Here is a 22,541-nt window from a genome sequence, read left to right as displayed (position 1 = left end):
TCGTTCAATGCCTGCGCAGCGCGCCGATCAGTCCGGCGCCGACGATGAGCGCGGACGCGCCATAGACCAGGATCGCCATCACCAGCTGCGTCAGCGGGCTTGCAGTGCCGCCTTCGACGCCCGGCCCCTGCGAGGCAAGGGCTGAGCTCGCGCCGAGCAGAACGCTCGCCGTGATCGCGAGGCTGGATATTCGCAATGCTCGAAACTGTGCCATGACCATCTCCTGCATTCGCTCGACAAGAAGATACGTGCGTCGCTGACGGCTGGTTTTGGTGGCGCATGAAATGTTGCGCCGATGCTCAGGAACTTGCCCGCGTTCTGTGCATTCAAACCCGGGGCGCGTTCATCCATATCAGATTCAGGCCCATGGTTCCAGGTTCGGCTCTCTGTCGCGCCCGTGCCGCGACGTCTGATCAGTGCGTGCACCGCAAACGATGTCAGGAGATCCAACCAAATGCAGTCCTTGAAAGTGTTCGGCCTTGTAGCCGCCGGTGCGTTGTTCGTCATCGCGGCGCCAGTCGAGCGTGCGCAGGCAGTGTCGCTGATCAATCCCGGTGCCGCGCAATCGGTGCAGGATGAAGTTGCACCAACGACCGAAGTTCGTTGGCATTGGCGCCGTCATCATTGGCGCGGGCACCGCTGGCATCACCGTCGTTGGTGAACGAAGGCTGGATACGAACAGGCCCGGATTCCGGGCCTGTTTTAACTTGCAGATAGCCTCGCAAAGCCCGCATGCTGAGGGTTGTGGAGGTCGTCATGCCGAAATGGATTGTCTTGGCCGTGGTTGTCGGGCTCGCTGCAAGTCTGCCTCACGCTTCCTGTGCGCAGATGGTGGCGACGCCGGATGCCTCGGCGGGGCGCGCGATCTTCGATGTGCGGCGACACGCGCGACATGACGACATTGCGCGGTCCTATCCGCGCCATGATCCTCACTATTACGCGCGGCCCGTCTATTACCGGCCTTATCCTTACCGCGTGCCCGCACCTTTCGTGCTCGGCTTCGGGCCGTGGTGGTGACGTCACGCGCGGGGCGCGCGGCCGTTGTTCATTCATGAGGCATTCACGTCGCTGTCCCTAATTTAATCTTGGGAGCGACCGCACATGAGCAGGGATGACGCGAGGTGGAAACCAGCGTCGCAACTCCGCTGTTCAGATTCAGGGAGAATTCGATGCTGAGGATTTTGGGTCTCGGGACAAGCCCGATGCGCTTGTTCGGGATTGCGGCCGTTGCCACGCTGATGCTGTCGGCCGGGACTGCGCGCCGCGCTGAAGCGATGACACCCATCAATCCGACGGCGTTGCCGGCGGCAAAAGCCACGACTGACGACATGATCACGCAGGTTCGTCACGGCGGCGGTGGTGGTGGCGGCGGACATGGTGGAGGTGGAGGTTTCCACGGTGGCGGAGGCTTTCACGGCGGCGGTGGTGGCTTCCATGGTGGCGGCGGACATTTCGGCGGCTTCCATGGCGGTGGTTTTCATGGTGGCGGTTTCCGCGCCGCGCCGGCCTTTCATGGTGGCGGCTATCGCTACGGCGGATTTCACCACTATGGCGGATTTCATCGCTACGGTGGCTATCGCCCCGCTTACTACGGGCATCGCCACTTCCATCGGCGCTTCTACGGCGGCTACTATCCCAGTTACCACCATCCGCGCCGCTGCCGGATCATCTGGACCTATTACGGCCCGCGCCGAATCTGCCACTGGCATCATTGGCACCGCTGGCATCATCCGTACCGCTATTGGTAAGCGGAGCTTCATCGGTTGAAATGAAAAGGGCGCCTCAAGGGCGCCCTTTGTTCATCGCGTGGCTCAGAGCCAATCCTTCAGCTTCCACGACGCCGATTTCCACGGCATCAAATTCTCGAGCTTCCACTGCTTGAACATCGCCGGCGGCCAGCGGCTGAGTCGCGAGGTCTCTTCGATCTCAGGCTCGGCGACGATGCGCAGCGGCGTTGCGCGCCGCCGGTGCTGGCGGGTCGCAGCGCTGATCAGATCGACATATTCAGGCTTGTTGGTCATGGCGCGCGTCCTCGCGAAACGGTCGCGAGGACGCAATGTGGGCGATGCCGCTTAACGGCCTTTTGCCGCTTTAGCTCAAATTGCAGCGAGTGACTCAGCGCCACTCCCGCACGTCGACGAAGTGACCTGCGATCGCGGCGGCCGCCGCCATCGCCGGCGACACCAGATGCGTGCGGCCCTTGAAGCCCTGGCGGCCCTCGAAGTTGCGGTTCGAGGTCGAGGCGCAGCGCTCTTCCGGGGCCAGCTTGTCCGGGTTCATCGCAAGGCACATCGAGCAACCGGGCTCGCGCCATTCGAAGCCGGCCTTGATGAAGATCTTGTCCAGACCTTCAGCCTCCGCCTGCTCCTTCACGATGCCGGAGCCCGGCACGACCATGGCGTTGACGCTGCCTGCGACCTGCTTGCCTTCCGCGATCTTGGCGGCGGCGCGTAAGTCCTCGATGCGGCCGTTGGTGCAGGAGCCGATGAAGATGCGATCGAGCTTGATGTCGGTGATCTTTGTGCCCGCGGTCAGGCCCATATATTTCAGCGCGCGATGCTTGGAGAGACGCTTGGCCTCGTCCGCGATCTTGTCCGGATCAGGCACGAAGCCGGTCACCGAGATGACGTCCTCGGGGCTTGTGCCCCACGTCACGATCGGCGGAAGTTTTGCAGCATCGAGCCGCAGCTCGTGGTCGAAATGCGCGCCCTCGTCGGAGCTGAGTTTCTCCCAATAGCGCATCGCCGCGTCCCAGGCCGCGCCCTTCGGCGACTTCGGCCGATCGCGCAGGAAGTCGAACGCCTTCTGGTCCGGCGCGACGAGACCGGCGCGTGCGCCGCCTTCGATCGACATGTTGCAGACCGTCATGCGGCCTTCCATCGACAGCGCGCGGATCGCATCGCCGGCGTATTCCAGCACGTAGCCGGTGCCACCCGCGGTGCCGATCTCGCCGATGATGGCGAGGATGATGTCTTTGCCCGTTACGCCCTCCGGCAATTTGCCGTCGACGCTGACGCGCATGTTCTTCGCCTTCTTCTGGATCAGCGTCTGCGTCGCCAGCACGTGCTCGACCTCGGAGGTGCCAATGCCGTGCGCGAGCGCGCCGAACGCGCCATGCGTCGAGGTGTGGCTGTCACCGCAGACGATGGTGGTGCCGGGCAGGGTAAAGCCCTGCTCGGGGCCGATGACGTGGACGATGCCCTGGCGCTTGTCGAACTCGTTAAAATACTCGATGCCGAATTCCTTGGCGTTCTCCGCCATCACGCGCATCTGCTCGATGCTTTCAGGATCCGGGTTCGGCTTCGAGCGGTCGGTGGTCGGGATGTTGTGGTCGACGACGGCCAGCGTCTTCTCGGGCGCGTGCACCTTGCGGCCCGTGGCGCGCAGACCTTCGAACGCCTGCGGCGAGGTGACCTCGTGCACCAGGTGGCGATCGATGTAGAGCAGGCAGGTGCCGTCATCGGCCTCGTGCACCAGATGGTCGTTCCAGATCTTGTCGTACAATGTGGTGGGCTTGGACATGAGCTTAAGCTCCAAACAATGCGTGGTAGCGATGAGCGCGGGTGGCGCGCGGGGCAACAAAATCGTCTTCAGCGCAGCCTTTAAGCTGCGGGACTAAGCTCTGACGTTGCCGAGGTCGCGAAGCGTCCGAAGAACCGGCCAGGCAGCCGCGAGCGATCGTCGATGACGATGCGCTTGATGGTCGCGAAGCTGGTCAGATCTGGAAACATTCCAGGAATATATAGCAGGGAGATTTGGAAGCGCGAGGGCTTTGACGCGCACGGCTGAGGCAACAAAAAAGCGCGGGGTGTTGGCCCCGCGCTGTTCGAAACTCGTCTGTAAGCGGAGCTTACTCGTTGACGGCCTTGGCGTGCTCGGTCTTCTCGACGATACGGGCCGACTTGCCGCGCAGCTGGCGGAGGTAATAGAGCTTGGCGCGACGCACCTTGCCGCGGCGCACCACCTTGATCGAGTCGATCATCGGCGACATCACCGGGAACACGCGCTCGACGCCCTCGCCGTACGAAATCTTGCGCACGGTGAAGCTCTCGTTGAGGCCACCGCCGGAACGGCCGATGCAGACGCCTTCATAGGCCTGCACGCGGGTGCGGTCGCCTTCGACGACCTTCACGTTGACGATCACGGTGTCGCCGGGACCGAACTCCGGAATGACCTTGGTGGCGGAGAGCTTGTCGAACTGCTCTTTTTCGAGCTGTTGAATCAGGTTCATGGGTAAATCTCCATCGGCGCGCCCAGCCTTGGAAAACGGGGGCTGCGCGAAATTCGTTTATCCAGCTATTGCGGATTTGGCGCTGCTATAAGGCAAGCCGGAGCGTTTGTCACCCGTCTGTCGTGCTTTTTGGCGTTTTTCGGCGTCCGGGCCGATTCGGGACCTTGCTCGGGATCTTGGCCCACAAATCCGGTCGCCGGGCCGCCGTCAGGGCCTCGGATTCCGCCCGTCGCCAGGCCGCGACCTTGGCATGATCGCCGGAGGTCAGGATCTCGGGGATCGGAACCCCCTCGAACAGCTGCGGGCGGGTATATTGGGGGTATTCGAGGAGGCCGTCCGAGAAGCTTTCCTCGGTTCCCGAGGCCTCCTTGCCCATCACTCCCGGCAGCAGCCGGACGCAGGCGTCAACCAACGCCAGCGCGGCGATTTCACCCCCGGACAGCACGTAATCGCCGATCGAGACCTCCTCCAGGCCGCGGGCATCAATCACCCGCTGGTCGATCCCCTCAAATCGCCCGCAGACGATCAGGGGGCCGGGGCCCTGGGCCAGCTCAATGACGCGGGCCTGGGTCAATGGCCGACCGCGCGGGCTCATGAGAAGTTTCGGCCGATCCGAGCCGATTTCAGCCGCGTCGACGGCCGCAGCCAAAACGTCGGCCCGCAGCACCATGCCCGGCCCACCGCCGGCCGGGGTGTCGTCGACGCTGCGGTGGCGGTCGGTCGCAGAGGCCCGGATGTCTCGGGCCTCGAGCTGCCAGAGCCCCGAGGCCAGTGCCCGCCCAGCCAGGCTCACGCCAAGCGGCCCCGGAAACATCTCCGGAAACAGCGTCAGCACCGTCGCGCGCCAGGGTGAGGAAGTCGTCATGGCCGCTGGTTAGGGCATTGCGGCCGGGAGGTCGAGACCTCGGATTGGTCAGGCCCGCCGGCTGTCGGTGAGATGCGATGCCAGCAGAAGCGCGAGCGGACATATGGCAAGGGCGGTGACGGCCGTCGCTATCGTTGCCAGTACCGGACCGACGGCGTCGCCGAGCAGCCCGTAGAGCACCGGCGCGGTCGCGCCCGATCCGATCGTGCCGGTGTAGAACAGCGCGAAGGCGCGTTCGGTGCGGTCAGGCGATGTGAGCTCGGGGACCGTCCCATAGAGCACCGAGGATGTGCCGTTGAGCATCACGCCGAGCAACGGCAGCACGATGATTGCTGGCACCAACGGCAAAGCGAGCACGGCGAGGATCAGCGCTGCCGTGCCGCCCTCGGTGATAAGCACGGTGCGGATTGTGCCGACGCGTTCGCCCAGCCAGCCGCACGTGAACTTGCCGGCGGCGCCGCCGATGAAGACCAGCGCGAGCGCGAAGCCGCTCGTCGGCAGCGAGGCGCCCTTGTCGCGCAGCAGGAAGGGCAGGAAGGTGAGAAAGCCCATCCGCACCGCGCTGTCGAGAATCCCGATGGCGAGCAGCCAGGAGAAGCCGCCGCGGCCGGCCTGCGCGCTCTGTGTCGTGACCGCTGGTTTTTGCGCAAAGCCCTTGCCGACGGCCGGCATAAGCACGGCCAGGCAGAGCGCAACCAACAGGCCCGCCAGTGCGACCAGCAACAGCGCGTGCCGCCACGACATGATCACCAGCAGCATCGCGATGAGCGGCGGCAGCGTCGCCTTGCCGAGATCGCCGCTGAAATTATAGATGCCGAGCGGTCCGCGCGCCGCCTTGCCATAGGCGCGCGACACAGCGGCGGATGCGAGCGGATGCTGGGTGCTGGAGCCGGCGCCTGACACCAGGAGCGCGAGGCCCAATCCCACGACACTGCCGGACAGTCCGGCCAGGACATAGCCGAGCGCGGCCAGCATCGTGCCAAGCGCAAGCAGGATCTTTCCATCGACCCGCTCGGCCAGGCGGCCGACTGGGATTTGCAGCGCGGCCATCGCGCCGGAATAGAGCCCGCGCATCACCGCCAGCAGTCCGTAGCTGAGGGCGAACTCGGTCTGCCAGACCGGCAGCAGCACGTAGATCAGGTCGGTGAAGCCGTCGTGAAGGGCGTGGTTGATGCCGGTTGCCGCGAGGGTGCGGCGGGCCTTGTTGTGCATTGCTGCCTCCCCGTCGCGGGCAGTCGTTTGCGTTTGCGACAGAAAACCTAAAGGCAGGATGGCCACGGCGCAGGTCCCAGCTTTGTCAAAAGATGGAGCTATGTGAGTGCTTTGGTGCTCATTATGCGGCCTTTAAAAATCTGTCACAAACGAGTAATAGTCGGGTCATGCGCTAGAAATTCTCTTGTATGTCCCAATGTTCGTTCCCCGCCGCAGCCTGCCGCCGCTGAATGCCGTCCGCGCCTTTGAGGCGGCCGCCCGGCTCGGCAGTTTCAAGGAAGCCGCCGTCGAGCTTGGCGTGACGCACGGCGCAGTCAGCCAGCAGATCCGCCTGCTCGAGACATGGCTCGGGCCGCCGGCGCTGTTCCGGCGATCGGTGCGGCGGGTGGTGCTGACGCCGGCCGGTGCTGCCCTGCTTGCGGAGTTCGCGCCCGCGCTCGATCGAATCTCGGCTGCCGTGCAGCAGCATCGCAAGCGCCGCGGCGACCCGCCGGCTGCGGTCTTGCGCGTCAATGCGCTGGCGACATTCAGTCTGCGCTGGCTCCTGCCGCGCATGACCAGGTTTCGCGCCGAGCATCCCGATATCGAGGTGCGGCTGTCGACGTCGAATGATCAGGTGGATGCCTTGCCCGAACTCTTCGACGTGGTGATCCGCGGCGGCCCCGACACCTTTCACGGCTTTGCATCGCGCTTCCTGCTCTCGGAGCAACGGCTTCCGGTGTGCAGTCCCGCTCTGCTCGCGCAATTGCCACTGACGGAGGTCGCTGATCTCAGCCGGCATACGTTGCTGCACGTCACATCAATGCCGCGACTGTGGCGCGACTGGCTGGCTGATGCAGGCGAGTCAGCACTGGAGCCGGCGTCCTCGCTGACATTCGATCATTTCTATCTGACGCTTCAGGCCGCGCTCGACGGCCTCGGTGTGGCCATGGGACCGACGGCGTTGATCGCCGACGATCTCGCAGCCGGGCGTCTGGTGACGCCGTTTCCGAACATCAGACTGCCGGCCCGCAGCTATTTTGCGTACTTCCCGGAAGGGCGCGACGATGATCCGCATCGCGCGGTGTTTTGCGACTGGCTCGAGCAGCAAGGTCGGCAGACGGGTTGAGCGCGGGCGGGGCTAACGCTCTTCGCCTTCGATCTCCTGCGGCAGCGCGATCACGACGCGCTCGCCGGCGATATCGACCTCGGGCACCACCGCATTGGTGAACGGCAGCAGCAGCGTCGGTCCCTTCGGCGGGGCGATCTCGATGATGTTGCCGGCACCGAAATTATGGATCGCGAGTACGCGGCCAAGGGCGTCGCCCGCCGTGGTGACGGCGGCGAGCCCGATCAGATCGGCGTGGTAATATTCGTCATCGTCGGTCGCGGGCAGTTTGTCGCGCGCGACGTAGAGCTCGATGCCGTTGAGGCGTTCGGCTTCATCGCGGGTCGTGACGCCCTTGAACGTCGCGACCAGATGATCCTTGGCCTCGCGCGCCGTTGCTACCTCGAACTGGCGCTTGCCGTCCTTGGACAGAAGCGGACCGTAGCGCCGCACGGCCAGGGGATCTTCGGTGAAGGTCCACAATTTGACCGCGCCGCGCACACCATGCGCGGCGCCGATCCGCGCGACGCAGATCAGCGCCGGCATCTTCTCGCCTTAACCCTTCGCGGCGGCTTCGGCCTGCGCCTTGCGCTCCTTGCGCGGCACGGCCTTTTCCGGGTTGTTGCGCGCTTCGCGCTTCTTGACGCCGGCGGCGTCGAGGAAGCGCGACACGCGGTCCGACGGCTGCGCGCCCTTGGCGAGCCAGGCCTTCACCTTGTCCATGTCGAGCTTCAGCCGGGTCTCGTTGTCCTTCGGCAGCAGCGGGTTGAAGTAGCCCAGACGCTCGATGAAGCGGCCATCGCGGGGAAAGCGCGAATCGGCGACGACGACGTGATAAACGGGGCGCTTCTTGGTGCCTGCACGAGCGAGGCGGATAACGACGGACATTTAGTTCTCCTTCAAAATACGGTTTGTTCGGTTGATTGGTATTCCGCGTTGCGCAGGATGCTTGCGATCCTCCGCGACGAATTCCTCATTTCTTCTTGCCCGGAAATCCGCCGAGGCCCGGCAGCATCGGCTTGCCGCTCAGCCCGGTCAGTCCGGGAACGTTGGGCAGACCTGTGCGCAGACCCGCCGGCAGATCCTTCGGCAGGCTGGGCAGACCCTGTCCACCGCCGCCCTGCATCTTGTCCTGCAGTGCCTTCATCTCTTCCGGTGAGGGAGGCTTCATGCCGCCGCCAAAGCCCATCGCCTGCGCGATGCCGGCGAGCGGGCCACGCTTGCCCGAACCCATCGCCTTCATCATGTCGGCCATGTTCCGGTGCATCTTGAGCAGCTTGTTGACCTGCTCGACGCTCTGGCCGCTTCCGGCTGCGATGCGCTTCTTGCGGCTGGCCTTGAGCAGGTCGGGATGACGCCGCTCGTCGCGCGTCATGGAATCGATCACCGCGACCTGGCGCTTCAGGATCTTGTCATCGATCCCTGCGGCCGCGATCTGGTTCTTCATCTTGGCGATGCCGGGCATCATGCCCATCAGGCCGCTGATGCCGCCCATGTTCGCCATTTGCGAGAGCTGTTCGCGCATGTCGTTGAGGTCGAACTGACCCTTGCGCATGCGCTCGGCGGTGCGCGCGGCCTTTTCGGCGTCGATGTTGGCGGCGGCCCGTTCGACCAGCGACACCACGTCGCCCATGCCGAGGATGCGCCCCGCAATACGGTCGGGATGGAAATCTTCCAGCGCATCGGTCTTTTCACCGGTGCCGATCAGCTTGATCGGCTTGCCGGTGACCGCGCGCATTGACAGCGCGGCGCCGCCGCGGCCGTCGCCGTCCACGCGCGTGAGGACGATGCCGGTGAGGCCGACGCGCTCGTCGAAGGCGCGGGCAAGATTGACGGCGTCCTGACCGGTGAGGCTATCGGCGACCAGCAGCACTTCATGCGGATTGGCGGCGGCTTTGATCGCAGCCGCCTCCGCCATCATGTCTTCGTCGAGCGTGGTGCGGCCGGCGGTGTCGAGCAGCACGACGTCGTAGCCGCCGAGCTTGCCGGCTTCGAGCGCGCGCTTCGCAATCTGAGCCGGCTGCTGGCCGGCGACGATCGGCAGCGTCGGAATGTCGAGATCGCGCCCGAGCACGGCCAGCTGCTCCATCGCCGCCGGGCGATAGATGTCGAGCGAGGCCATCAGCACCTTGCGCTTATCGCGCTGGACCAGGCGGCGGGCGAGCTTTCCGGTCGTGGTCGTTTTACCCGAGCCTTGCAGGCCGACCATCATGATCGGAACCGGCGGCACGGAATTGATGTCGATGGTCTGGCTTTCGGCGCCGAGCGTGTTGATCAGCTCGTCGTGGACGATCTTGACCACCATCTGGCCGGGCGTCACCGACTTCACGACGGTGGCGCCGATCGCCTGCTCGCGGACGCGCTCGGTGAAGCTGCGCACCACTTCGAGCGCGACGTCGGCTTCCAGCAGCGCGCGGCGCACCTCGCGCATCGCGGCGTCGACGTCCTTTTCGGTCAGCGCACCGCGCCCCGTCAGACGATCGAGAATGCCGCCAAGCCGTTCCGACAGATTGTCGAACAATGCCGTTGTTCCTTGTTCTGCTCGCGCAGGGTTGCCGCGTTCACCACTGTCATGCCCCGGCTTGACCGGGGCATCCAGTACGCCGCGGCTTCTCGGTTCAAACCGAGATGCCTCTGGAATACTGGATCCCCCGCCTTCGCGGGGGATGACCACTTCCTCGTTTCCCGACGACGTCGGATAGCAATCTCCAAACACCTTTACGCCCGAGGGCGCATAGCGCTGTCGGGCGTTAACCTCTGGCCTCCAGGGCCAGTCGGCGGGTCGAATAGAAAGCCTTTCCGAGAAAGTGGGCGGGTTAAACGCCGCTCCCGGCCGAAAGTCAAGGAAAGTTAGGGGTACGGGAGCCGATTCGGAAGGCAAGGCCTTGAAAACATGACGTTTCCGGCGATGGGTTCCTTTTCCGGCGGCCCCGCCCATATAGGCGGTGATGTCTTGCCGCCCCGACCAGCCCTGAAGCCCGCCCGTGCCGATCACCCGCCGCCGCATCTTCGGACTGCTTGCCGGGGCGGGCGCGCTGGTCGGTGTCCCGTCCCTCTGGATCTCCCGCATGAAAAACTACGACGGTCCCGCCTCCGACCATTTCGACGGCCTGCACTTCTTTGATCCTGACGGCGCGCCGCCGAAATCGCTCGGCGAAGTCTTTCGCTGGCAGTTCGGCGGCGGACGGAAGCGTGCGGCCTGGCCGGACTGGACGCAGAGCCCTCATGCCGACACCCCGCCGGATCGCGTTGATGGCGACAAGGTGCGGCTCTCCTTCGTCGGCCATGCGAGCTGGCTGATCCAGGCCGGCGGCCTCAACCTCCTCGTCGATCCCGTCTGGTCGATGCGGGTCTCGCCGGTGGGCTGGGCCGGACCGAAGCGGCACAACGATCCCGGCATCGCCTTCGATCATTTGCCGAAGATCGACGTCGTGCTGGTCTCGCACGGGCACTACGATCATCTCGACATCGCGACGCTGTCGCGGCTCGCGAAAAACTTTTCGCCACGCGTGGTCACCCCGCTCGGCAACGATGTGACGATGCGCAGCGCCGATTCCACGATCAAGGTGGAAGCGTTCGACTGGCATGATCGCGTCGAGCTTGGTGGCGGTATCGCCGTGACGCTGGTGCCGACGCGGCACTGGTCGGCGCGCGGCATGTTCGATCGCAATAAGGCGCTGTGGGCGAGTTTCGTGCTGGAGACGCCGGCGGGAAAAATCTACGTCGTCTGCGATTCCGGCTATGGCGACGGTGGGCACTTTCGCCGCGTTGCCGAGAAGCATGGGCCGTTACGCCTGGCGATCCTCCCGATCGGCGCCTACGAGCCGCGCTGGTTCATGCGTGATCAGCACATGAACCCGGAGGATGCCGTGAAGGCGCTCGCCGATTGCGGCGCGCAACAAGCGCTCGGGCATCATCACGGGACGTTCCAGCTGACGGATGAGGAGATCGATGCGCCGGCGAAGGCGCTGGTCGAAGCGCTCGATGCTGCGAAGATTCCGCAGGAGCGGTTCGTGGCGATGAAGCCTGGGCAGGTGGTGGAGATTTAGTCACGCTGTCGTCCCGGCGCAGGCCGGGACCCATACCGCGTGATCCATCGGGGATGATTCGATAGCAGTACCGCGCTGTGACGAGATAACTGGCGGTCTTCGCCAAACCACTCCCTGTGGTTATGGGTCCCGGCCTTCGCCGGGACGACACCATCGCTGTAGTGCGCAGCGTGCCTCTTACGGCCTACTGCCCCGCCTTGATCGCCCAGCTCACGTTCACCGTCACCGACAGCGTTTCCTCGCCCGGCGCGACTGCTGCAGGCGCTGCGGCCATCGGTGCAACAGCCATACGGCCCTTGAACAACGGCATCGGAGCGTTGCCCTCCGAGACACTGAGCGGCGCACCCAGCGTCACACCGGTGGCCTTGGCGTAGATCTCCGCCTTGCGCCGCGCATCGACGACCGCCTGCTCGCGGGCGTCGTCGAGCAGCTTTGAGGCCTGCGTCACCTCGAAAGAAATATTGCCGATATCGTTGGCGCCGGCGCCGACCAGCGTGTCGATGATGCTCGCAACCTTGGTCACGTCGCGAATTTTCACGGTGACGCGGTTCGAGGCGCGGAAACCGACCACCGGCGTGGCGCCGGTGGATTTGTTCTGGCCGTATTGCGGCTGAAGCGACAATCGCGAGGTCTGATAATCCTTCTCGGCGATCCCGGCGCCCTTGAGCGCCAGCAGCACCTTGCCCATCGCGGCGTTGTTGGCGTCGGAGGCTTCCTTGGCCGTCTTGGCGTCGTTGGCGACGCCTGCATCGATCTGCGCGAGATCGGGTGCTGCCGAGACGGTCGCCTCGCCACTTACCGAGATGGCAGCCGGAAAATCGTCGGCGAGCGCGGGCGTTGCCAGCAGCGCGGCGGCGAAAATTGCGACGAGGGTGGCAGGCTTTTTCATCGGTCTCACTTCAGCGGCACGAACACGTTGATCACGAGCTTGTCCTCGGCCGTCTTCAGGGGATCGGTGAGGTACTCCTCGATGAAGGTGTCCTTGGCTTCCAGCTTCTTGTCGTCGAGGTGATTGGTGATCGCCTCATAGGTGTTGTCCATGTTGTCGTAGGAGCCGCGATGGACGAATTTCAGCGCCTTGCCCTCCGGCGATTTGCCGACGCTCATGTCCTTGGGCAGGTTTTTCGGATCCTGCTCGATCGGGATCTCGGCAAGGAAGGTGAAGCCGGTGTCGTCCGTCGATGTGTAGACGATCATCGAATTGCCGGCGTGCTTGATACCCTGCTTGTCCAGCAGCGTGTTCAGCGCCTTGAAGGCGTCGATCAGCGTGTCGAAGGCTGAATCCCAATTGGCGGTGCCCTTGACCATCACGACCTTCTTGGGCTCGAGCGTGGTCTCCAGGCCGAAGGGATCGGCGGTCTGCACCGGTGCAGGCGTCGCTGCCGCAGCGGGGGGCGGTGCCGCCGGGCTTGGTGAGGCGCTGGCTGCGGGCGAGGGCGATGCTGCAGGGGCGGGGGAGGCGCTGGCCGCAGGAGAGGGCGTTGCGACCGGCGCGGGCGAGGCGCTCGCGACCGGGGAGGGCGAGGCCGACGGAGCCGGCGAGGGACTTGCCGATGCGGCGGGCGCCGGGCTCGGAGTCTGCGCCGGAGCGCCGGAAACTCCAAGCGACAAGGCCGCCGCCGGGATCAGCGCGACCAGAGCGAGACGGTAAAAACGATTCATTCTATTCTCCCCACGTCTTAGTCCAAGCTTAGTTCACGAAGGCCTAAGCCCATCAAGACCTTAACCCACCAAGGCCCCTAAGTTCGGCCGCGCGTCCCGGTCCTCGCGCGAACTGCGCCGTTCTAACACGCGACCGCCGAATTCGTCCCATGACAGATGCGTCATGGCAGACGTCTTGGCAGACCTCTTGGCCCCTGGCGGCAAATCACTGGCCAAGCCGTCAAGGATCGCCATATAAGACGGGCGAAATTCAGGAATTTTCATGAGCGCGCTGGACAACCACGCATTTGCCAAGATGAACGGCATCGGCAACGAGATCGTCGTTGTCGACATGCGCGATTCCGCCTCGCCGGTGACGCCGGATGACGCCCGCGCGGTCGCGTCCGCGCAAGGCGGCGTGCCCTACGACCAGCTCATGGTGCTCCAGAAGCCGCGGCTCGACGGCACCGAGGCCTTCATCCGCATCTACAACAATGACGGCTCGGAGGCCGGCGCCTGCGGCAACGGCATGCGTTGCGTGGTGCGGCGCTTGTTCGAGAAGACTGGGCAGACCGCGGTGACCTTCGAGACCGCTGCGGGGCTTCTCAATTGCTGGCAGGGTCCGGCGCCCGATCTCTACACCGTCGACATGGGCGCGCCCAAGTTTGGCTGGCACGATATCCCGCTGGCGGAAGAGTTTCGCGATACCCGCTACATCGAATTGCAGATCGGGCCGATCGACAATCCGATCCTGCATTCGCCGTCCGTGGTGAGCATGGGCAACCCGCATGCGATTTTCTGGGTCGACGACGTCAATGCCTATGATCTCGAACGCTTCGGGCCGTTGCTGGAGAACCACCCGATATTCCCGGACCGCGCCAACATCACGCTCGCCCATATCGTCGATCGCGAGCACATCACGATCCGCACCTGGGAGCGTGGCGCCGGTCTGACCAGGGCGTGCGGCTCGGCGGCCTGCGCGACCGCGGTCGCCGCGGCGCGGCTGAAGCGCACCAACCGTATCGTCGAGATCACGTTGCCCGGCGGCAAGCTCGGTATCGAATGGCGTGAGCGCGATGACCACGTGCTGATGACGGGCACGGCGACCTTCGAATATGAGGGCAATTTCGATCCGGCGCTGTTCGCGCCGGTCGGCTGATGGCCGTCGACATCGTCACCTTCGGCTGTCGCCTCAATGCCTTTGAGGCGGAAGTCATCCGCCGCGAGGCGGAAGGCGCCGGCCTTTCCGATACCATCGTCATCAACAGCTGTGCCGTCACCAACGAGGCGGTGGCACAGGCGCGCCAGTCGATCCGCAAATTGAAGCGCGAGCGGCCGAGCGCGCGCATCGTCGTCACCGGCTGCGCGGCACAGACGCAAAGCGGCATGTTTGCCGATATGGCCGAGGTCGATCGCGTCGTCGGCAATGACGACAAGATGCGCGCGTCTGCGTGGCGCGAGGCGCGCAATGCGTTCGATCTCGGTACGAGTGAGAAGGTCGCCGTCAGCGACATCATGGCAGTGAAGGAGATGGCGCCGCATCTCATCGACGGCTTTGCCGCCGGCCTGCCGCGCGTGTTCGTGCAGGTGCAGAACGGCTGCGACCATCGCTGCACCTTCTGCATCATTCCTTATGGCCGCGGCAATTCGCGCTCGGTGCCGATGGGCGCGGTGGTCGATCAGGTGCGGGCGTTGGCGGAGCGCGGCCACGCCGAGATCGTGCTGACAGGCGTCGATCTAACCAGCTATGGCGCCGATCTTCCGGGCGCGCCGAAGCTCGGGGTGCTGACCAAGCAGATTTTGCGGCATGTGCCGGAGCTGAAGCGCCTGCGCATCTCCTCGATCGATTCGATCGAAGCAGACAGTGACCTGTTGGATGCCATTGCCGACGATGCACGGCTGATGCCGCATCTGCATCTGTCGCTGCAATCCGGCGACGACATGATCTTGAAGCGCATGAAGCGGCGGCATTCGCGAGGTGATGCGATTGCATTCTGTGACCAGGTGCGACGCCTGCGCCCGGACATCGCCTTCGGTGCCGACATCATCGCGGGCTTCCCGACCGAGACCGACGAAATGTTCTCGCGCTCGCTGGATCTCGTCGCGGAATGCGGCCTGACCTTCCTGCATGTCTTCCCCTATTCCCCGCGTCCCGGCACGCCCGCAGCGCGGATGCCGCAGGTGGCGGGGCCGGAGATCAAAGAACGGGCGAAGCGGTTGCGTTTTGCCGGTGAAGGCGCATTGCGTCAGCGGCTGCAAGCCGAAATCGACGCGACGCGCGATGTGCTGATCGAGAGCGAGAGTCAGGGGCGCACGGAGCATTATCTGCCGGTCGCGATTGCGGGCGAGTGCGTTGGGAGTGTCGTGGCGCGAAGGATCACCGGCAGCGATGGCGAACGACTCATTGCGTAACTCAGGTGTTGTTTACGACGCGCTACATCCCCAACGTCGTCCCGGCGAAGGCCGGGACCCATACCGCGTGATCTCTCGGTGATGCGCGGTGCTTGTCCCAACGAAGCAGAGTAACGGACAGTCGTCGTCAAACTGCTCCCTGTGGTTATGGGTCCCGGCCTTCGCCGGGACGACACCGAGGGTGTGGATGCGGGGCGCTTAAGTCGCGAGAGCCTTACGACGCCCTGACCTGCCAGAACCGCAGCGTCCGCCGCGCGTTCTCCGGTGTCATGCGGGCAAAATTTCCCTGCGCCCTCGCGATGTCGGCTGGCTTCATCGCACCTGTCGCAAAGCGGCTTTCGAGCACGGCGGCGGTGGTTTCCCAGCTGAGCTGCGCCGCGCGGCAGGGCACGAGCAGGCCGTCCTCGCGCAAGCTCTGCATCAGCGGGCGAATCACTTCGACGGTCGATCCGGACAGCGCCGCCAAGGCAGCCACGGTTTCTTCATAACGTCGCTGCCTGGCAAAACCGAACAGCGTCGTTTCGCTGAGCTGGCCACCCGCCTTGAGATTCGCAATCGCCCGCTTGGCGCCCTCGAAATCGCGCACCCCTGACATCTCGCGCTCGACGCCGACGGTGACGGCGGCGATCGCGCCCTGGATTTCCTCGAACAGATGCGGCGGCGCGCGCGACAGCAATCTCGTGCGCACGGCATCCGTCGCCGAGCGCAGCAATTGGCGGCGCATATCCGACGGCAGATCGACGCGGACGCCGACGCTGACGGCGAGCTCCGGGTCGCTCTCGGCCTGGCCGACGATGACGGCGAAACCGCCTCCGGAAACGCGCGCGCCGGGATTGGCGGCGAGCCGCCGGCTCACACTCGGATAACGGCGCGCCAGCAGCGCGTCGGTGACGATCTCCTTGAGCCACCAGCGGCCGGCGACCGCGAGCAGATGCGGTTCGCCCTTGGACGCCGCGATCTTGACCAGTTCGCCATCGTCGAGGCGGGCGGATTCCTGGAGCACGGGGCCTGCGATGCGGATTTCGTCATTGTTGGCGAGGCGGCGGATCACCGACGGCGGCGCCTGCGCGATCGGCGCGAGCTGAGCGCTGATTTCGGCGAGCGCCACGCGCGCGCCCATGTCGGCAATCGCGCGCAGCTCGATGGTGCCGATCAGGCGTTCGAGCACGTCGTCGAACAGCGCGATCTGCTCGTCGTCAAAACTGCCGGCGGAGGACAGGAACAGGTCGGTGACGCGTCGGGCGGTTTCCAGGCCCTTTTCCGCCGAGCCGATCCGAATAGCGGATTCGACCTCTTGGATGATCGATAGCTCGGCCTTGGACATGACGCGTTGCTCGTCCTGAGCGATTGACGGAAGCTTGTTCTAAGCAGCCGCTATCATTAGAGACGAGCACTGAACGTTTCGTAAACCATGCACCCGGGCGGGCGTTATTCCCCATTCCAGCCGCAGGCGCGGAGCCGCTCGTGCATGTGGGGCGGGGCGGGCGCCACCACGCGGACCGGCTCTTTATTCCGGGAAATCGGCACCACGATCTCGCGGGAATGCAGGTGCAGCCGCGGCTCGCCGAAGCGCGGGCCGTTGCCGTAAATGTTATCGCCGAAGATCGGCCATCCGGTCGAAGCCGAATGCACCCGCAATTGATGGGTCCGGCCCGTGACCGGTTCCATGGCGAGCCAGGTCAGGCCATCGCCCCGGCCCATCACCTTCCAGTTGGTGACCGCCTTCTGGCCCTCGGGATCCGGCTTCTGCCACCAGCCGCGTTCGGCGTTGAGCCGGCCAAGCGGCATATCGATCGTGCCTTCATTCTCGGCAGGTCCGCCCTCGACCAGTGTCCAGTAGGTCTTGCCGATCTTGCCGTGCTTGAACAGCAGGCCGAGCGAAGCGGTCGCCTTGCGATGGCGGCCAAGCACAAGGCAACCGGAAGTGTCCTTGTCCAGCCGGTGGGCCAGCACCGGCGGCCGCGGCAGGCCGAAACGAAGCGCGTCGAACGAGGTTTCCAGATTGGCGCCGCCCTTGGGGCCGCGATGCACCGGCAGGCCGGCCGGCTTGTTGATCACCAGCATCAGCCCGTCGCGATGGAGCACGCGGCCTAAGATCTCGTCGGCGGTCAATTCGGGAACATCGAGCAATTGCAAGACTTTCGTTTAGAAGCGGGAACGGCTAACACACCGCCATCATGAACGATACCACCTCCGAGACCCCCAAGCTGAGCTGGTGGCGCCGCCTGTCCGACGGGCTGAAGCGCACCTCGTCCTCGCTCGGGACCGCGGTCGCCGACCTCGTCACCAAGCGCAAGCTCGACCGCGCCATGCTCGACGATATCGAGGACGTGCTGCTGCGCGCCGACCTCGGTACGCAGGTTTCGGTGCGGATAGCAGACGCCGTCGGCACCGGGCGCTATGACAAGGCGATCTCGGCCGACGAGGTCAAGGACGTCGTCGCGACCGAGGTCGAGAAGGTGCTGTCAGCGGTCGCCAAACCGCTCGAGATCGATGCGGCGAAAAAGCCGTTCGTCATCCTCGTGGTCGGCGTCAACGGCTCCGGCAAGACCACCACCATAGGCAAGCTCTCGCAAAAATTCGCCTCCGAAGGCCGCAAGGTGATGCTGGCCGCCGGCGACACGTTTCGCGCAGCAGCCATCGAGCAGCTCAAGGTGTGGGGCGAGCGCACGAAGACACCGGTCATCGCGGGCGCGCAAGGCTCGGATTCGGCAAGCCTCGCCTTCAACGCGCTGACGGCTGCGAAGGAGCAGAACATCGACGTGCTCCTGATCGATACTGCCGGCCGCTTGCAGAACAAGACCGAGCTGATGAACGAGCTCGAGAAGGTCGTGCGCGTCATCCGGAAGGTAGACGTATCAGCGCCGCACGCGGTGCTACTCGTGCTCGACGCCACCGTCGGCCAGAACGCGTTGTCGCAAGTCGAGGCCTTTCATCGCACCGCAGGGGTCACCGGCCTCGTGATGACCAAGCTCGACGGCACCGCCCGCGGCGGCATTCTGGTGGCGCTCGCGGAAAAATTCAAACTGCCGGTGCATTTCATCGGCGTCGGCGAAGGTGTCGACGATCTCGCGCCGTTCACCGCGCGCGATTTCGCCCGTGCCATTGCCGGAATCGAATCGTAGGTTTCTCTCGTCATGCCCCGCGCAGGCGGGGCATCCAGTGCGCCGCGCCGCTAGTTGTAGATCACAGGCGCCTCGGAATACTGGATCCCCCGCCTTCGCGGGGGGATGACAGCAACAAAGGTCGAGGAATGGACAAAACCCAGCCGCATCCGTTGTTCAAGCTTGCGACCGAGCTCGGTCCGCTGCTCGTCTTCTTCTTCGTCAATGCGAAGTTCAATTTGTTTGCTGCGACCGGCGCCTTCATGGTCGCGATCGTGGCGGCGATGATCGCCTCCTATGTGGTGACGCGCCACATCCCGATCATGGCGATCGTCACCGGCGTGATCGTGCTGGTGTTCGGCACGCTAACGCTGGTGCTGCACGACGAGACCTTCATCAAGGTCAAGCCGACCATCATCTACGGCCTGTTCGCCGCGATCCTCGGCGGCGGCCTCTTGTTCGGCCGCTCCTTCATCGCCGTCATGTTCGACCAGATGTTCAATTTGACGCCGCAGGGCTGGCGCATCCTCACGCTGCGCTGGGCGCTGTTCTTCGCCGGCATGGCGGTGCTGAACGAAATCGTCTGGCGCACCCAGAGCACGGACTTCTGGGTGAACTTCAAGGTGTTCGGCGTGACGCCCCTGACTATGATCTTCGCCATCGCCCAGATGCCGCTGACCAAGCGCTATGGTGTCGAGCCGGTGTCGCTGGAGACCAGCGAGGCCGAGGCGGGGGATGTGCGGGAGGGGTAGGTGCTCGCCACATACTCAACTGTCATCGCCCGCGAAGGCGGGCGATCCAGTACTCCGAGACGATTGTGATTGATCGATAGGCTGCGGCGTACTGGATGCCCCGCCTGCGCGGGGCATGACGGCGGTGTGTGGGGCTGGCCTCTTTCGCTGCCAGTTGAGCGCGATCAGCTCCCCGCCTTCAACGCCTTCTCCATCTGCGGCAGCAGCACGCTCCGGAAATTCTCCGGCGTGATCGGGCCGACCAGCTTGTAGACGATGGTGCCTTCGCGGCCGACGACAAAGGTCTCCGGCACGCCATAGACGCCCCATTCGATCGAGGCGCGGCCGTTGGCGTCGGTGCCGACGCGGCCAAAGGGATTGCCGTAGCGGCCGAGGAAGCGCCGGGCATTGTCGGGCGCATCCTTGTAGTTGATGCCGACGATCTGGAAGCGCTTGTCCTTCGCGAGCTCCGTCAACAGCGGCGCTTCGTCATGACACGGCACGCACCAGGAGGCCCAGACATTGACGAGGCTGACCTTGCCCTTGAACGCGGCGGGATCAAGGCCCGGGATTTGCGCGCTGTCGGCCTGCAATCCCTCGAGCGCCGGCAGCGTGGTCTGCGGCGCCGGCCGTCCGATCAGCGCGGAGGGAATCCGCGAGGGATCGCCGCTGCCGAGCCGAAACCAGAACAGCAGGGCGAGACCGATGAAAGCGATCAGTGGCAGCACCATCAGGAAGGTGCGTCGCGGCGGCGTCGCGGGGGTCGATTGATCGCTCATGGTGTGTCCACAGCGCTGCGGCCTGAGCGGCGGGTGATGCCGCTGCGATCGAGCTCGCGCAGCCGCCTTGTCTGGTTGCGATAGTCGAGCACGACCCAGCCGATCAGAAGCGCGACCACGATCGCAGCTGCGGCATAGGACGTCACGATGAACGACGCGTAGGGACCAAGCGACATCGTCACGCAGCTTTCTGGCTCGCCTGCATCATTTGCAGGGAGCGAACGCGGCGGCGCAAGATCTCGTTGCGCATTGCCGCCAGATGCAGCGTGACGAACAGCAGCGTGAATGCCACCGCCATCACCAGGAGTGGGATTAGGAAAGACTTGTCGAGTGTCGAGCCGCCCATGCGCATCACCGAGGCCGGCTGGTGCAGCGTATTCCACCAATCGACCGAGAATTTGATGATGGGCAGGTTGATCGCACCGACCAGCGTGAGCACTGCAGCGGCGCGCGCCGCGCGCGAGGGGTCCTCGACCGCGCGCCATAGTGCCATCAAGCCGAGATACATCAGGAACAGAATCAGCACGGAGGTCAGCCGCGCATCCCATTCCCAATAGGTGCCCCACATCGGCCGGCCCCACAGCGAGCCCGTGAGCAGCGCGAGGAAAGTGAAGGCGGCGCCGATGGGAGCTGCCGATTTCGCGGCGACGTCGGCGAGCGGATGCCGCCACACCAGCGTGCCCAATGAGGCCACGCTCATCACCCCCCACACGAACATCGACAGCCAGGCATTGGGCACGTGGATGAACATGATCTTCACCGTCGCGCCCTGCTGATAGTCGTCGGGCGCGGTGGCGGATTGATAGAGTCCGATCGTGAGCAGGATGACGGTCGCGGCCGCGAGCCACGGCAACACCCGCGCTGACAGCGCGAGGAACCGTGAGGGATTGGCGAGGTCGATCAGCGTCATTGTATTCTGATAGTCACCGGAGGCTGCTCACGCAATCAGCATCAAAGCGCGCAGCGAAAGTTGATCGGGGTCAAGCTCAATCCAGTCCATGCTTCAGGCTCGCTGCTGCTGCAAACGGGCCGATCACGAGGCTCACCAGCGACAGCGCGCAGAGGATCGAGAACGGCGCGCCGAACGACAATGGCCCGGTGATCGCAGCCTGCGAGGCCGCAACCCCGAAGATCAGCACAGGAATCGACAGCGGCAGCACCAGCACGGCCATCAGCAGCCCGCCGCGATGCAGCGTCACCGCCAGCGCCGCGCCGATCATGCCGGTAAACGTCAGCGCCGGGGTGCCCGCGAGCAGCGTCAGCGCCACCGCGCCGGTTGAGACCATGTCGAGGTTGAGCAGCAGGCCGAGCACGGGGGTTGCGACAATCAGCGGCAGGCCGGCAGCCAGCCAATGCGCCAGTGCTTTCGAGGCGCAGGCCAGTTCCAGCGGCGTCCGGCTCATCGTGATCAGGTCGAGCGAGCCGTCTTCATGGTCGGTCATGAACAGCCGGTCCAGCGTGAGCAGGCTCGCCAAGAGGGCGCCGAGCCACAGGATCGCCGGCCCCAGCCGCGCGAGCTGCGCCAGGTCCGGCCCCACCGCGAACGGCATCAGGACCACCACGGTCAGGAAAAACAGCACGCCAATCAATGCCCCGCCGCCAACGCGGAGCGCGATCCGGATGTCCCGGCGAATGAGGGCGGCGAGGGCGGTCATGAGGTGCCTTCCGAGTGAAAGGGCGGCACGCCCGAAAAAAGCTGAGGGTCGGGTCGTTTCATGCCGTCCCCCCGATCCGCAGCTCCTGCGCCTCGATCCCCAGCGGGGCGTGGGTAGCAGCCACGATCAGGCCGCCGCTTGCGAGATGATCGCGCATCAGGCCGCCGAACATGTCCTGGCCGGCCACATCCAGCGCCGTGGTCGGCTCGTCCAGCAGCCAGACTGGGCGGCGCACGGTGAGCAGCCGGGCCAGCGACAGCCGGCGGCGCTGGCCGGCGGACAGGAAGGCCGCGGGCAGGTCGGTGGTGTGGTCGAGGCCGACGGCGGCGAGGCTATCAGTCGCGTCAAATCGCTCGCCGCCCAGGAAATCAGCCCAGAATGACAGATTTTCCGCCACGCTCAGCGCCGGCTTGAGGGCATCGCGGTGGCCGAGATAGTGGCACTGCTCGGGCAGCGTCAGCTCTGCGTCGCCCCCGTCCAGTGCAATTGTGCCGCCAGCCGGAATGAGCAGGCCCGCGATCAGCCGCAACAGCGAGGTCTTGCCCGACCCGTTGCGGCCCACGACAGCCATCGCTTCGCCGGAAATGGTCTCGAAATCGAGCCCGGTGAACACCTCGCGGCCGCCCCGCACGCAGGTGACCCCGCGTCCGGACAGCTGCATCTTGGCTCGTGTCGACCCGCTCAAAGCCAGGCCTCAGAAAATCTTGGGGTAGCGCATCAGAATTTTTGGCTCGCGAATTGCTGCGGTACGATTGTGGCTGTGGCGGCGCCGTTA

Annotated in this window: 27 protein-coding genes; 9 read left to right on the top strand and 18 right to left on the bottom strand. The window is 64.9% G+C overall.

What is annotated here, in order from left to right; translation table 11 throughout:
- Positions 1-4: 4 nt before the first annotated feature.
- Positions 5-214 carry a hypothetical protein gene (locus UP06_RS17920; protein ID WP_245305500.1) on the bottom strand — a complete coding sequence of 70 codons (210 nt, stop codon included), beginning with the start codon at positions 212-214 and terminating at the stop codon, positions 5-7.
- Positions 215-454: 240 nt separating this feature from the next.
- Between UP06_RS17920 and UP06_RS17915 the strand changes: the two genes are divergently transcribed.
- From UP06_RS17915 to UP06_RS17905, 3 genes are all read left to right on the top strand, one after another.
- Positions 455-661: a hypothetical protein gene (locus UP06_RS17915; protein WP_045004431.1), complete on the top strand. Its 207-nt coding sequence runs from the start codon at positions 455-457 to the stop codon at positions 659-661.
- A 95-nt stretch (positions 662-756) separates the two neighbouring features.
- Positions 757-1,017, top strand: a complete 261-nt coding sequence (locus tag UP06_RS17910) for a hypothetical protein (RefSeq protein WP_045004986.1) — start codon at positions 757-759, stop codon at positions 1,015-1,017.
- Positions 1,018-1,169: 152 nt separating this feature from the next.
- Complete coding sequence (locus UP06_RS17905; protein WP_045004429.1) at positions 1,170-1,748, top strand: hypothetical protein; 579 nt, start codon at positions 1,170-1,172, stop codon at positions 1,746-1,748.
- Between the two features lie 63 nt (positions 1,749-1,811).
- On the opposite strand, the gene UP06_RS17900 is transcribed toward UP06_RS17905, so the two are convergent.
- The 5 genes from UP06_RS17900 to UP06_RS17880 form a co-directional block, all read right to left on the bottom strand.
- A complete protein-coding gene (locus UP06_RS17900; RefSeq protein WP_045004427.1) occupies positions 1,812-2,021 on the bottom strand; it encodes a hypothetical protein in 210 nt (69 codons plus the stop codon).
- A gap of 94 nt (positions 2,022-2,115) precedes the next feature.
- The gene (leuC, locus tag UP06_RS17895) at positions 2,116-3,522 is read right to left on the bottom strand and encodes a 3-isopropylmalate dehydratase large subunit (protein WP_045004426.1); all 1,407 of its coding nucleotides are present in this window, start codon (positions 3,520-3,522) and stop codon (positions 2,116-2,118) included.
- A gap of 328 nt (positions 3,523-3,850) precedes the next feature.
- The gene (gene rplS / locus UP06_RS17890; RefSeq protein WP_045004424.1) at positions 3,851-4,231 is read right to left on the bottom strand and encodes a 50S ribosomal protein L19; all 381 of its coding nucleotides are present in this window, start codon (positions 4,229-4,231) and stop codon (positions 3,851-3,853) included.
- Between the two features lie 109 nt (positions 4,232-4,340).
- Positions 4,341-5,096, bottom strand: a complete 756-nt coding sequence (gene trmD / locus UP06_RS17885; protein WP_045004422.1) for a tRNA (guanosine(37)-N1)-methyltransferase TrmD — start codon at positions 5,094-5,096, stop codon at positions 4,341-4,343.
- 48 nt (positions 5,097-5,144) lie between these two features.
- Positions 5,145-6,308, bottom strand: a complete 1,164-nt coding sequence (locus tag UP06_RS17880; RefSeq protein ID WP_045004420.1) for an MFS transporter — start codon at positions 6,306-6,308, stop codon at positions 5,145-5,147.
- 196 nt (positions 6,309-6,504) lie between these two features.
- Between UP06_RS17880 and UP06_RS17875 the strand changes: the two genes are divergently transcribed.
- Complete coding sequence (locus UP06_RS17875) at positions 6,505-7,416, top strand: LysR substrate-binding domain-containing protein (RefSeq protein WP_045004418.1); 912 nt, start codon at positions 6,505-6,507, stop codon at positions 7,414-7,416.
- Between the two features lie 12 nt (positions 7,417-7,428).
- Here UP06_RS17875 and rimM read toward each other — a convergent pair whose 3' ends face one another.
- The 3 genes from rimM to ffh all read right to left on the bottom strand — a co-directional run bounded on the left by rimM (position 7,429) and on the right by ffh (position 9,916).
- A complete protein-coding gene (gene rimM / locus UP06_RS17870; RefSeq protein ID WP_045004416.1) occupies positions 7,429-7,941 on the bottom strand; it encodes a ribosome maturation factor RimM in 513 nt (170 codons plus the stop codon).
- Between the two features lie 9 nt (positions 7,942-7,950).
- Entirely contained in the window at positions 7,951-8,283 is a 333-nt protein-coding gene (rpsP, locus tag UP06_RS17865) for a 30S ribosomal protein S16 (RefSeq protein ID WP_014438992.1), read from the bottom strand.
- 85 nt (positions 8,284-8,368) lie between these two features.
- Positions 8,369-9,916: a signal recognition particle protein gene (gene ffh, locus UP06_RS17860; protein ID WP_045004413.1), complete on the bottom strand. Its 1,548-nt coding sequence runs from the start codon at positions 9,914-9,916 to the stop codon at positions 8,369-8,371.
- A gap of 463 nt (positions 9,917-10,379) precedes the next feature.
- Here ffh and UP06_RS17855 point away from each other — a divergent pair, with 463 nt between their 5' ends.
- Entirely contained in the window at positions 10,380-11,444 is a 1,065-nt protein-coding gene (locus UP06_RS17855) for an MBL fold metallo-hydrolase (protein WP_045004411.1), read from the top strand.
- 184 nt (positions 11,445-11,628) lie between these two features.
- Here the strand turns inward: UP06_RS17855 and UP06_RS17850 are convergent, their stop codons facing one another.
- Positions 11,629-12,333 (bottom strand): SIMPL domain-containing protein, encoded by a 705-nt coding sequence (locus tag UP06_RS17850; RefSeq protein WP_045004409.1) that lies wholly within the window; start codon positions 12,331-12,333, stop codon positions 11,629-11,631.
- A gap of 5 nt (positions 12,334-12,338) precedes the next feature.
- Positions 12,339-13,106: a GyrI-like domain-containing protein gene (locus tag UP06_RS39955; RefSeq protein ID WP_082081469.1), complete on the bottom strand. Its 768-nt coding sequence runs from the start codon at positions 13,104-13,106 to the stop codon at positions 12,339-12,341.
- 262 nt (positions 13,107-13,368) lie between these two features.
- Here UP06_RS39955 and dapF point away from each other — a divergent pair, with 262 nt between their 5' ends.
- Positions 13,369-14,244: a diaminopimelate epimerase gene (dapF, locus tag UP06_RS17835; RefSeq protein WP_045004406.1), complete on the top strand. Its 876-nt coding sequence runs from the start codon at positions 13,369-13,371 to the stop codon at positions 14,242-14,244.
- Positions 14,244-15,497, top strand: a complete 1,254-nt coding sequence (gene mtaB, locus UP06_RS17830) for a tRNA (N(6)-L-threonylcarbamoyladenosine(37)-C(2))-methylthiotransferase MtaB (protein WP_045004404.1) — start codon at positions 14,244-14,246, stop codon at positions 15,495-15,497. Before dapF ends, mtaB begins: the two co-directional genes overlap by 1 nt.
- A gap of 214 nt (positions 15,498-15,711) precedes the next feature.
- Here the strand turns inward: mtaB and UP06_RS17825 are convergent, their stop codons facing one another.
- Both UP06_RS17825 and UP06_RS17820 read right to left on the bottom strand, forming a co-directional pair.
- Positions 15,712-16,821 carry a DUF2336 domain-containing protein gene (locus UP06_RS17825; RefSeq protein ID WP_045004402.1) on the bottom strand — a complete coding sequence of 370 codons (1,110 nt, stop codon included), beginning with the start codon at positions 16,819-16,821 and terminating at the stop codon, positions 15,712-15,714.
- A gap of 104 nt (positions 16,822-16,925) precedes the next feature.
- On the bottom strand, positions 16,926-17,627 hold the full coding sequence (locus UP06_RS17820) for an RluA family pseudouridine synthase (protein ID WP_045004984.1): 702 nt from the start codon (positions 17,625-17,627) through the stop codon (positions 16,926-16,928).
- A 47-nt stretch (positions 17,628-17,674) separates the two neighbouring features.
- Here UP06_RS17820 and ftsY point away from each other — a divergent pair, with 47 nt between their 5' ends.
- Positions 17,675-18,622, top strand: a complete 948-nt coding sequence (gene ftsY / locus UP06_RS17815) for a signal recognition particle-docking protein FtsY (RefSeq protein WP_045004400.1) — start codon at positions 17,675-17,677, stop codon at positions 18,620-18,622.
- Between the two features lie 128 nt (positions 18,623-18,750).
- Entirely contained in the window at positions 18,751-19,353 is a 603-nt protein-coding gene (locus UP06_RS17810; protein ID WP_045004399.1) for a septation protein A, read from the top strand.
- Positions 19,354-19,517: 164 nt separating this feature from the next.
- Here the strand turns inward: UP06_RS17810 and UP06_RS17805 are convergent, their stop codons facing one another.
- The 5 genes from UP06_RS17805 to ccmA form a co-directional block, all read right to left on the bottom strand.
- A complete protein-coding gene (locus UP06_RS17805; RefSeq protein WP_045004398.1) occupies positions 19,518-20,111 on the bottom strand; it encodes a DsbE family thiol:disulfide interchange protein in 594 nt (197 codons plus the stop codon).
- Complete coding sequence (gene ccmD / locus UP06_RS17800; protein ID WP_082078609.1) at positions 20,108-20,293, bottom strand: heme exporter protein CcmD; 186 nt, start codon at positions 20,291-20,293, stop codon at positions 20,108-20,110. Before ccmD ends, UP06_RS17805 begins: the two co-directional genes overlap by 4 nt.
- Positions 20,290-21,021 carry a heme ABC transporter permease gene (locus UP06_RS17795; RefSeq protein ID WP_045004395.1) on the bottom strand — a complete coding sequence of 244 codons (732 nt, stop codon included), beginning with the start codon at positions 21,019-21,021 and terminating at the stop codon, positions 20,290-20,292. Before UP06_RS17795 ends, ccmD begins: the two co-directional genes overlap by 4 nt.
- 76 nt (positions 21,022-21,097) lie before the next feature.
- On the bottom strand, positions 21,098-21,766 hold the full coding sequence (ccmB, locus tag UP06_RS17790; RefSeq protein WP_045004393.1) for a heme exporter protein CcmB: 669 nt from the start codon (positions 21,764-21,766) through the stop codon (positions 21,098-21,100).
- 58 nt (positions 21,767-21,824) lie between these two features.
- The gene (gene ccmA, locus UP06_RS17785) at positions 21,825-22,427 is read right to left on the bottom strand and encodes a heme ABC exporter ATP-binding protein CcmA (protein WP_045004391.1); all 603 of its coding nucleotides are present in this window, start codon (positions 22,425-22,427) and stop codon (positions 21,825-21,827) included.
- Positions 22,428-22,541: the final 114 nt, after the last annotated feature.

Origin of the sequence: Bradyrhizobium sp. LTSP857 (assembly GCF_000938285.1) — a bacterium.
GTDB lineage: Bacteria > Pseudomonadota > Alphaproteobacteria > Rhizobiales > Xanthobacteraceae > Bradyrhizobium.
This window is presented reverse-complemented; position numbering and strand designations above follow the sequence as displayed.

What these genes read in the sequence shown, in the direction of transcription:
- UP06_RS17920 (WP_245305500.1), bottom strand. Translation starts at nt 214, where the DNA reads ATGGCACAGTTTCGAGCATTGCGAATATCCAGCCTCGCGATCACGGCG.
- UP06_RS17915 (WP_045004431.1), top strand. Translation starts at nt 455, where the DNA reads ATGCAGTCCTTGAAAGTGTTCGGCCTTGTAGCCGCCGGTGCGTTGTTC.
- UP06_RS17910 (WP_045004986.1), top strand. Translation starts at nt 757, where the DNA reads ATGCCGAAATGGATTGTCTTGGCCGTGGTTGTCGGGCTCGCTGCAAGT.
- UP06_RS17905 (WP_045004429.1), top strand. Translation starts at nt 1,170, where the DNA reads ATGCTGAGGATTTTGGGTCTCGGGACAAGCCCGATGCGCTTGTTCGGG.
- UP06_RS17900 (WP_045004427.1), bottom strand. Translation starts at nt 2,021, where the DNA reads ATGACCAACAAGCCTGAATATGTCGATCTGATCAGCGCTGCGACCCGC.
- leuC (WP_045004426.1), bottom strand. Translation starts at nt 3,522, where the DNA reads ATGTCCAAGCCCACCACATTGTACGACAAGATCTGGAACGACCATCTG.
- rplS (WP_045004424.1), bottom strand. Translation starts at nt 4,231, where the DNA reads ATGAACCTGATTCAACAGCTCGAAAAAGAGCAGTTCGACAAGCTCTCC.
- trmD (WP_045004422.1), bottom strand. Translation starts at nt 5,096, where the DNA reads ATGACGACTTCCTCACCCTGGCGCGCGACGGTGCTGACGCTGTTTCCG.
- UP06_RS17880 (WP_045004420.1), bottom strand. Translation starts at nt 6,308, where the DNA reads ATGCACAACAAGGCCCGCCGCACCCTCGCGGCAACCGGCATCAACCAC.
- UP06_RS17875 (WP_045004418.1), top strand. Translation starts at nt 6,505, where the DNA reads ATGTTCGTTCCCCGCCGCAGCCTGCCGCCGCTGAATGCCGTCCGCGCC.
- rimM (WP_045004416.1), bottom strand. Translation starts at nt 7,941, where the DNA reads ATGCCGGCGCTGATCTGCGTCGCGCGGATCGGCGCCGCGCATGGTGTG.
- rpsP (WP_014438992.1), bottom strand. Translation starts at nt 8,283, where the DNA reads ATGTCCGTCGTTATCCGCCTCGCTCGTGCAGGCACCAAGAAGCGCCCC.
- UP06_RS17850 (WP_045004409.1), bottom strand. Translation starts at nt 12,333, where the DNA reads ATGAAAAAGCCTGCCACCCTCGTCGCAATTTTCGCCGCCGCGCTGCTG.
- UP06_RS39955 (WP_082081469.1), bottom strand. Translation starts at nt 13,106, where the DNA reads ATGAATCGTTTTTACCGTCTCGCTCTGGTCGCGCTGATCCCGGCGGCG.
- dapF (WP_045004406.1), top strand. Translation starts at nt 13,369, where the DNA reads ATGAGCGCGCTGGACAACCACGCATTTGCCAAGATGAACGGCATCGGC.
- mtaB (WP_045004404.1), top strand. Translation starts at nt 14,244, where the DNA reads ATGGCCGTCGACATCGTCACCTTCGGCTGTCGCCTCAATGCCTTTGAG.
- UP06_RS17825 (WP_045004402.1), bottom strand. Translation starts at nt 16,821, where the DNA reads ATGTCCAAGGCCGAGCTATCGATCATCCAAGAGGTCGAATCCGCTATT.
- ftsY (WP_045004400.1), top strand. Translation starts at nt 17,675, where the DNA reads ATGAACGATACCACCTCCGAGACCCCCAAGCTGAGCTGGTGGCGCCGC.
- UP06_RS17810 (WP_045004399.1), top strand. Translation starts at nt 18,751, where the DNA reads ATGGACAAAACCCAGCCGCATCCGTTGTTCAAGCTTGCGACCGAGCTC.
- UP06_RS17805 (WP_045004398.1), bottom strand. Translation starts at nt 20,111, where the DNA reads ATGAGCGATCAATCGACCCCCGCGACGCCGCCGCGACGCACCTTCCTG.
- UP06_RS17795 (WP_045004395.1), bottom strand. Translation starts at nt 21,021, where the DNA reads ATGACGCTGATCGACCTCGCCAATCCCTCACGGTTCCTCGCGCTGTCA.
- ccmB (WP_045004393.1), bottom strand. Translation starts at nt 21,766, where the DNA reads ATGACCGCCCTCGCCGCCCTCATTCGCCGGGACATCCGGATCGCGCTC.
- ccmA (WP_045004391.1), bottom strand. Translation starts at nt 22,427, where the DNA reads ATGCAGCTGTCCGGACGCGGGGTCACCTGCGTGCGGGGCGGCCGCGAG.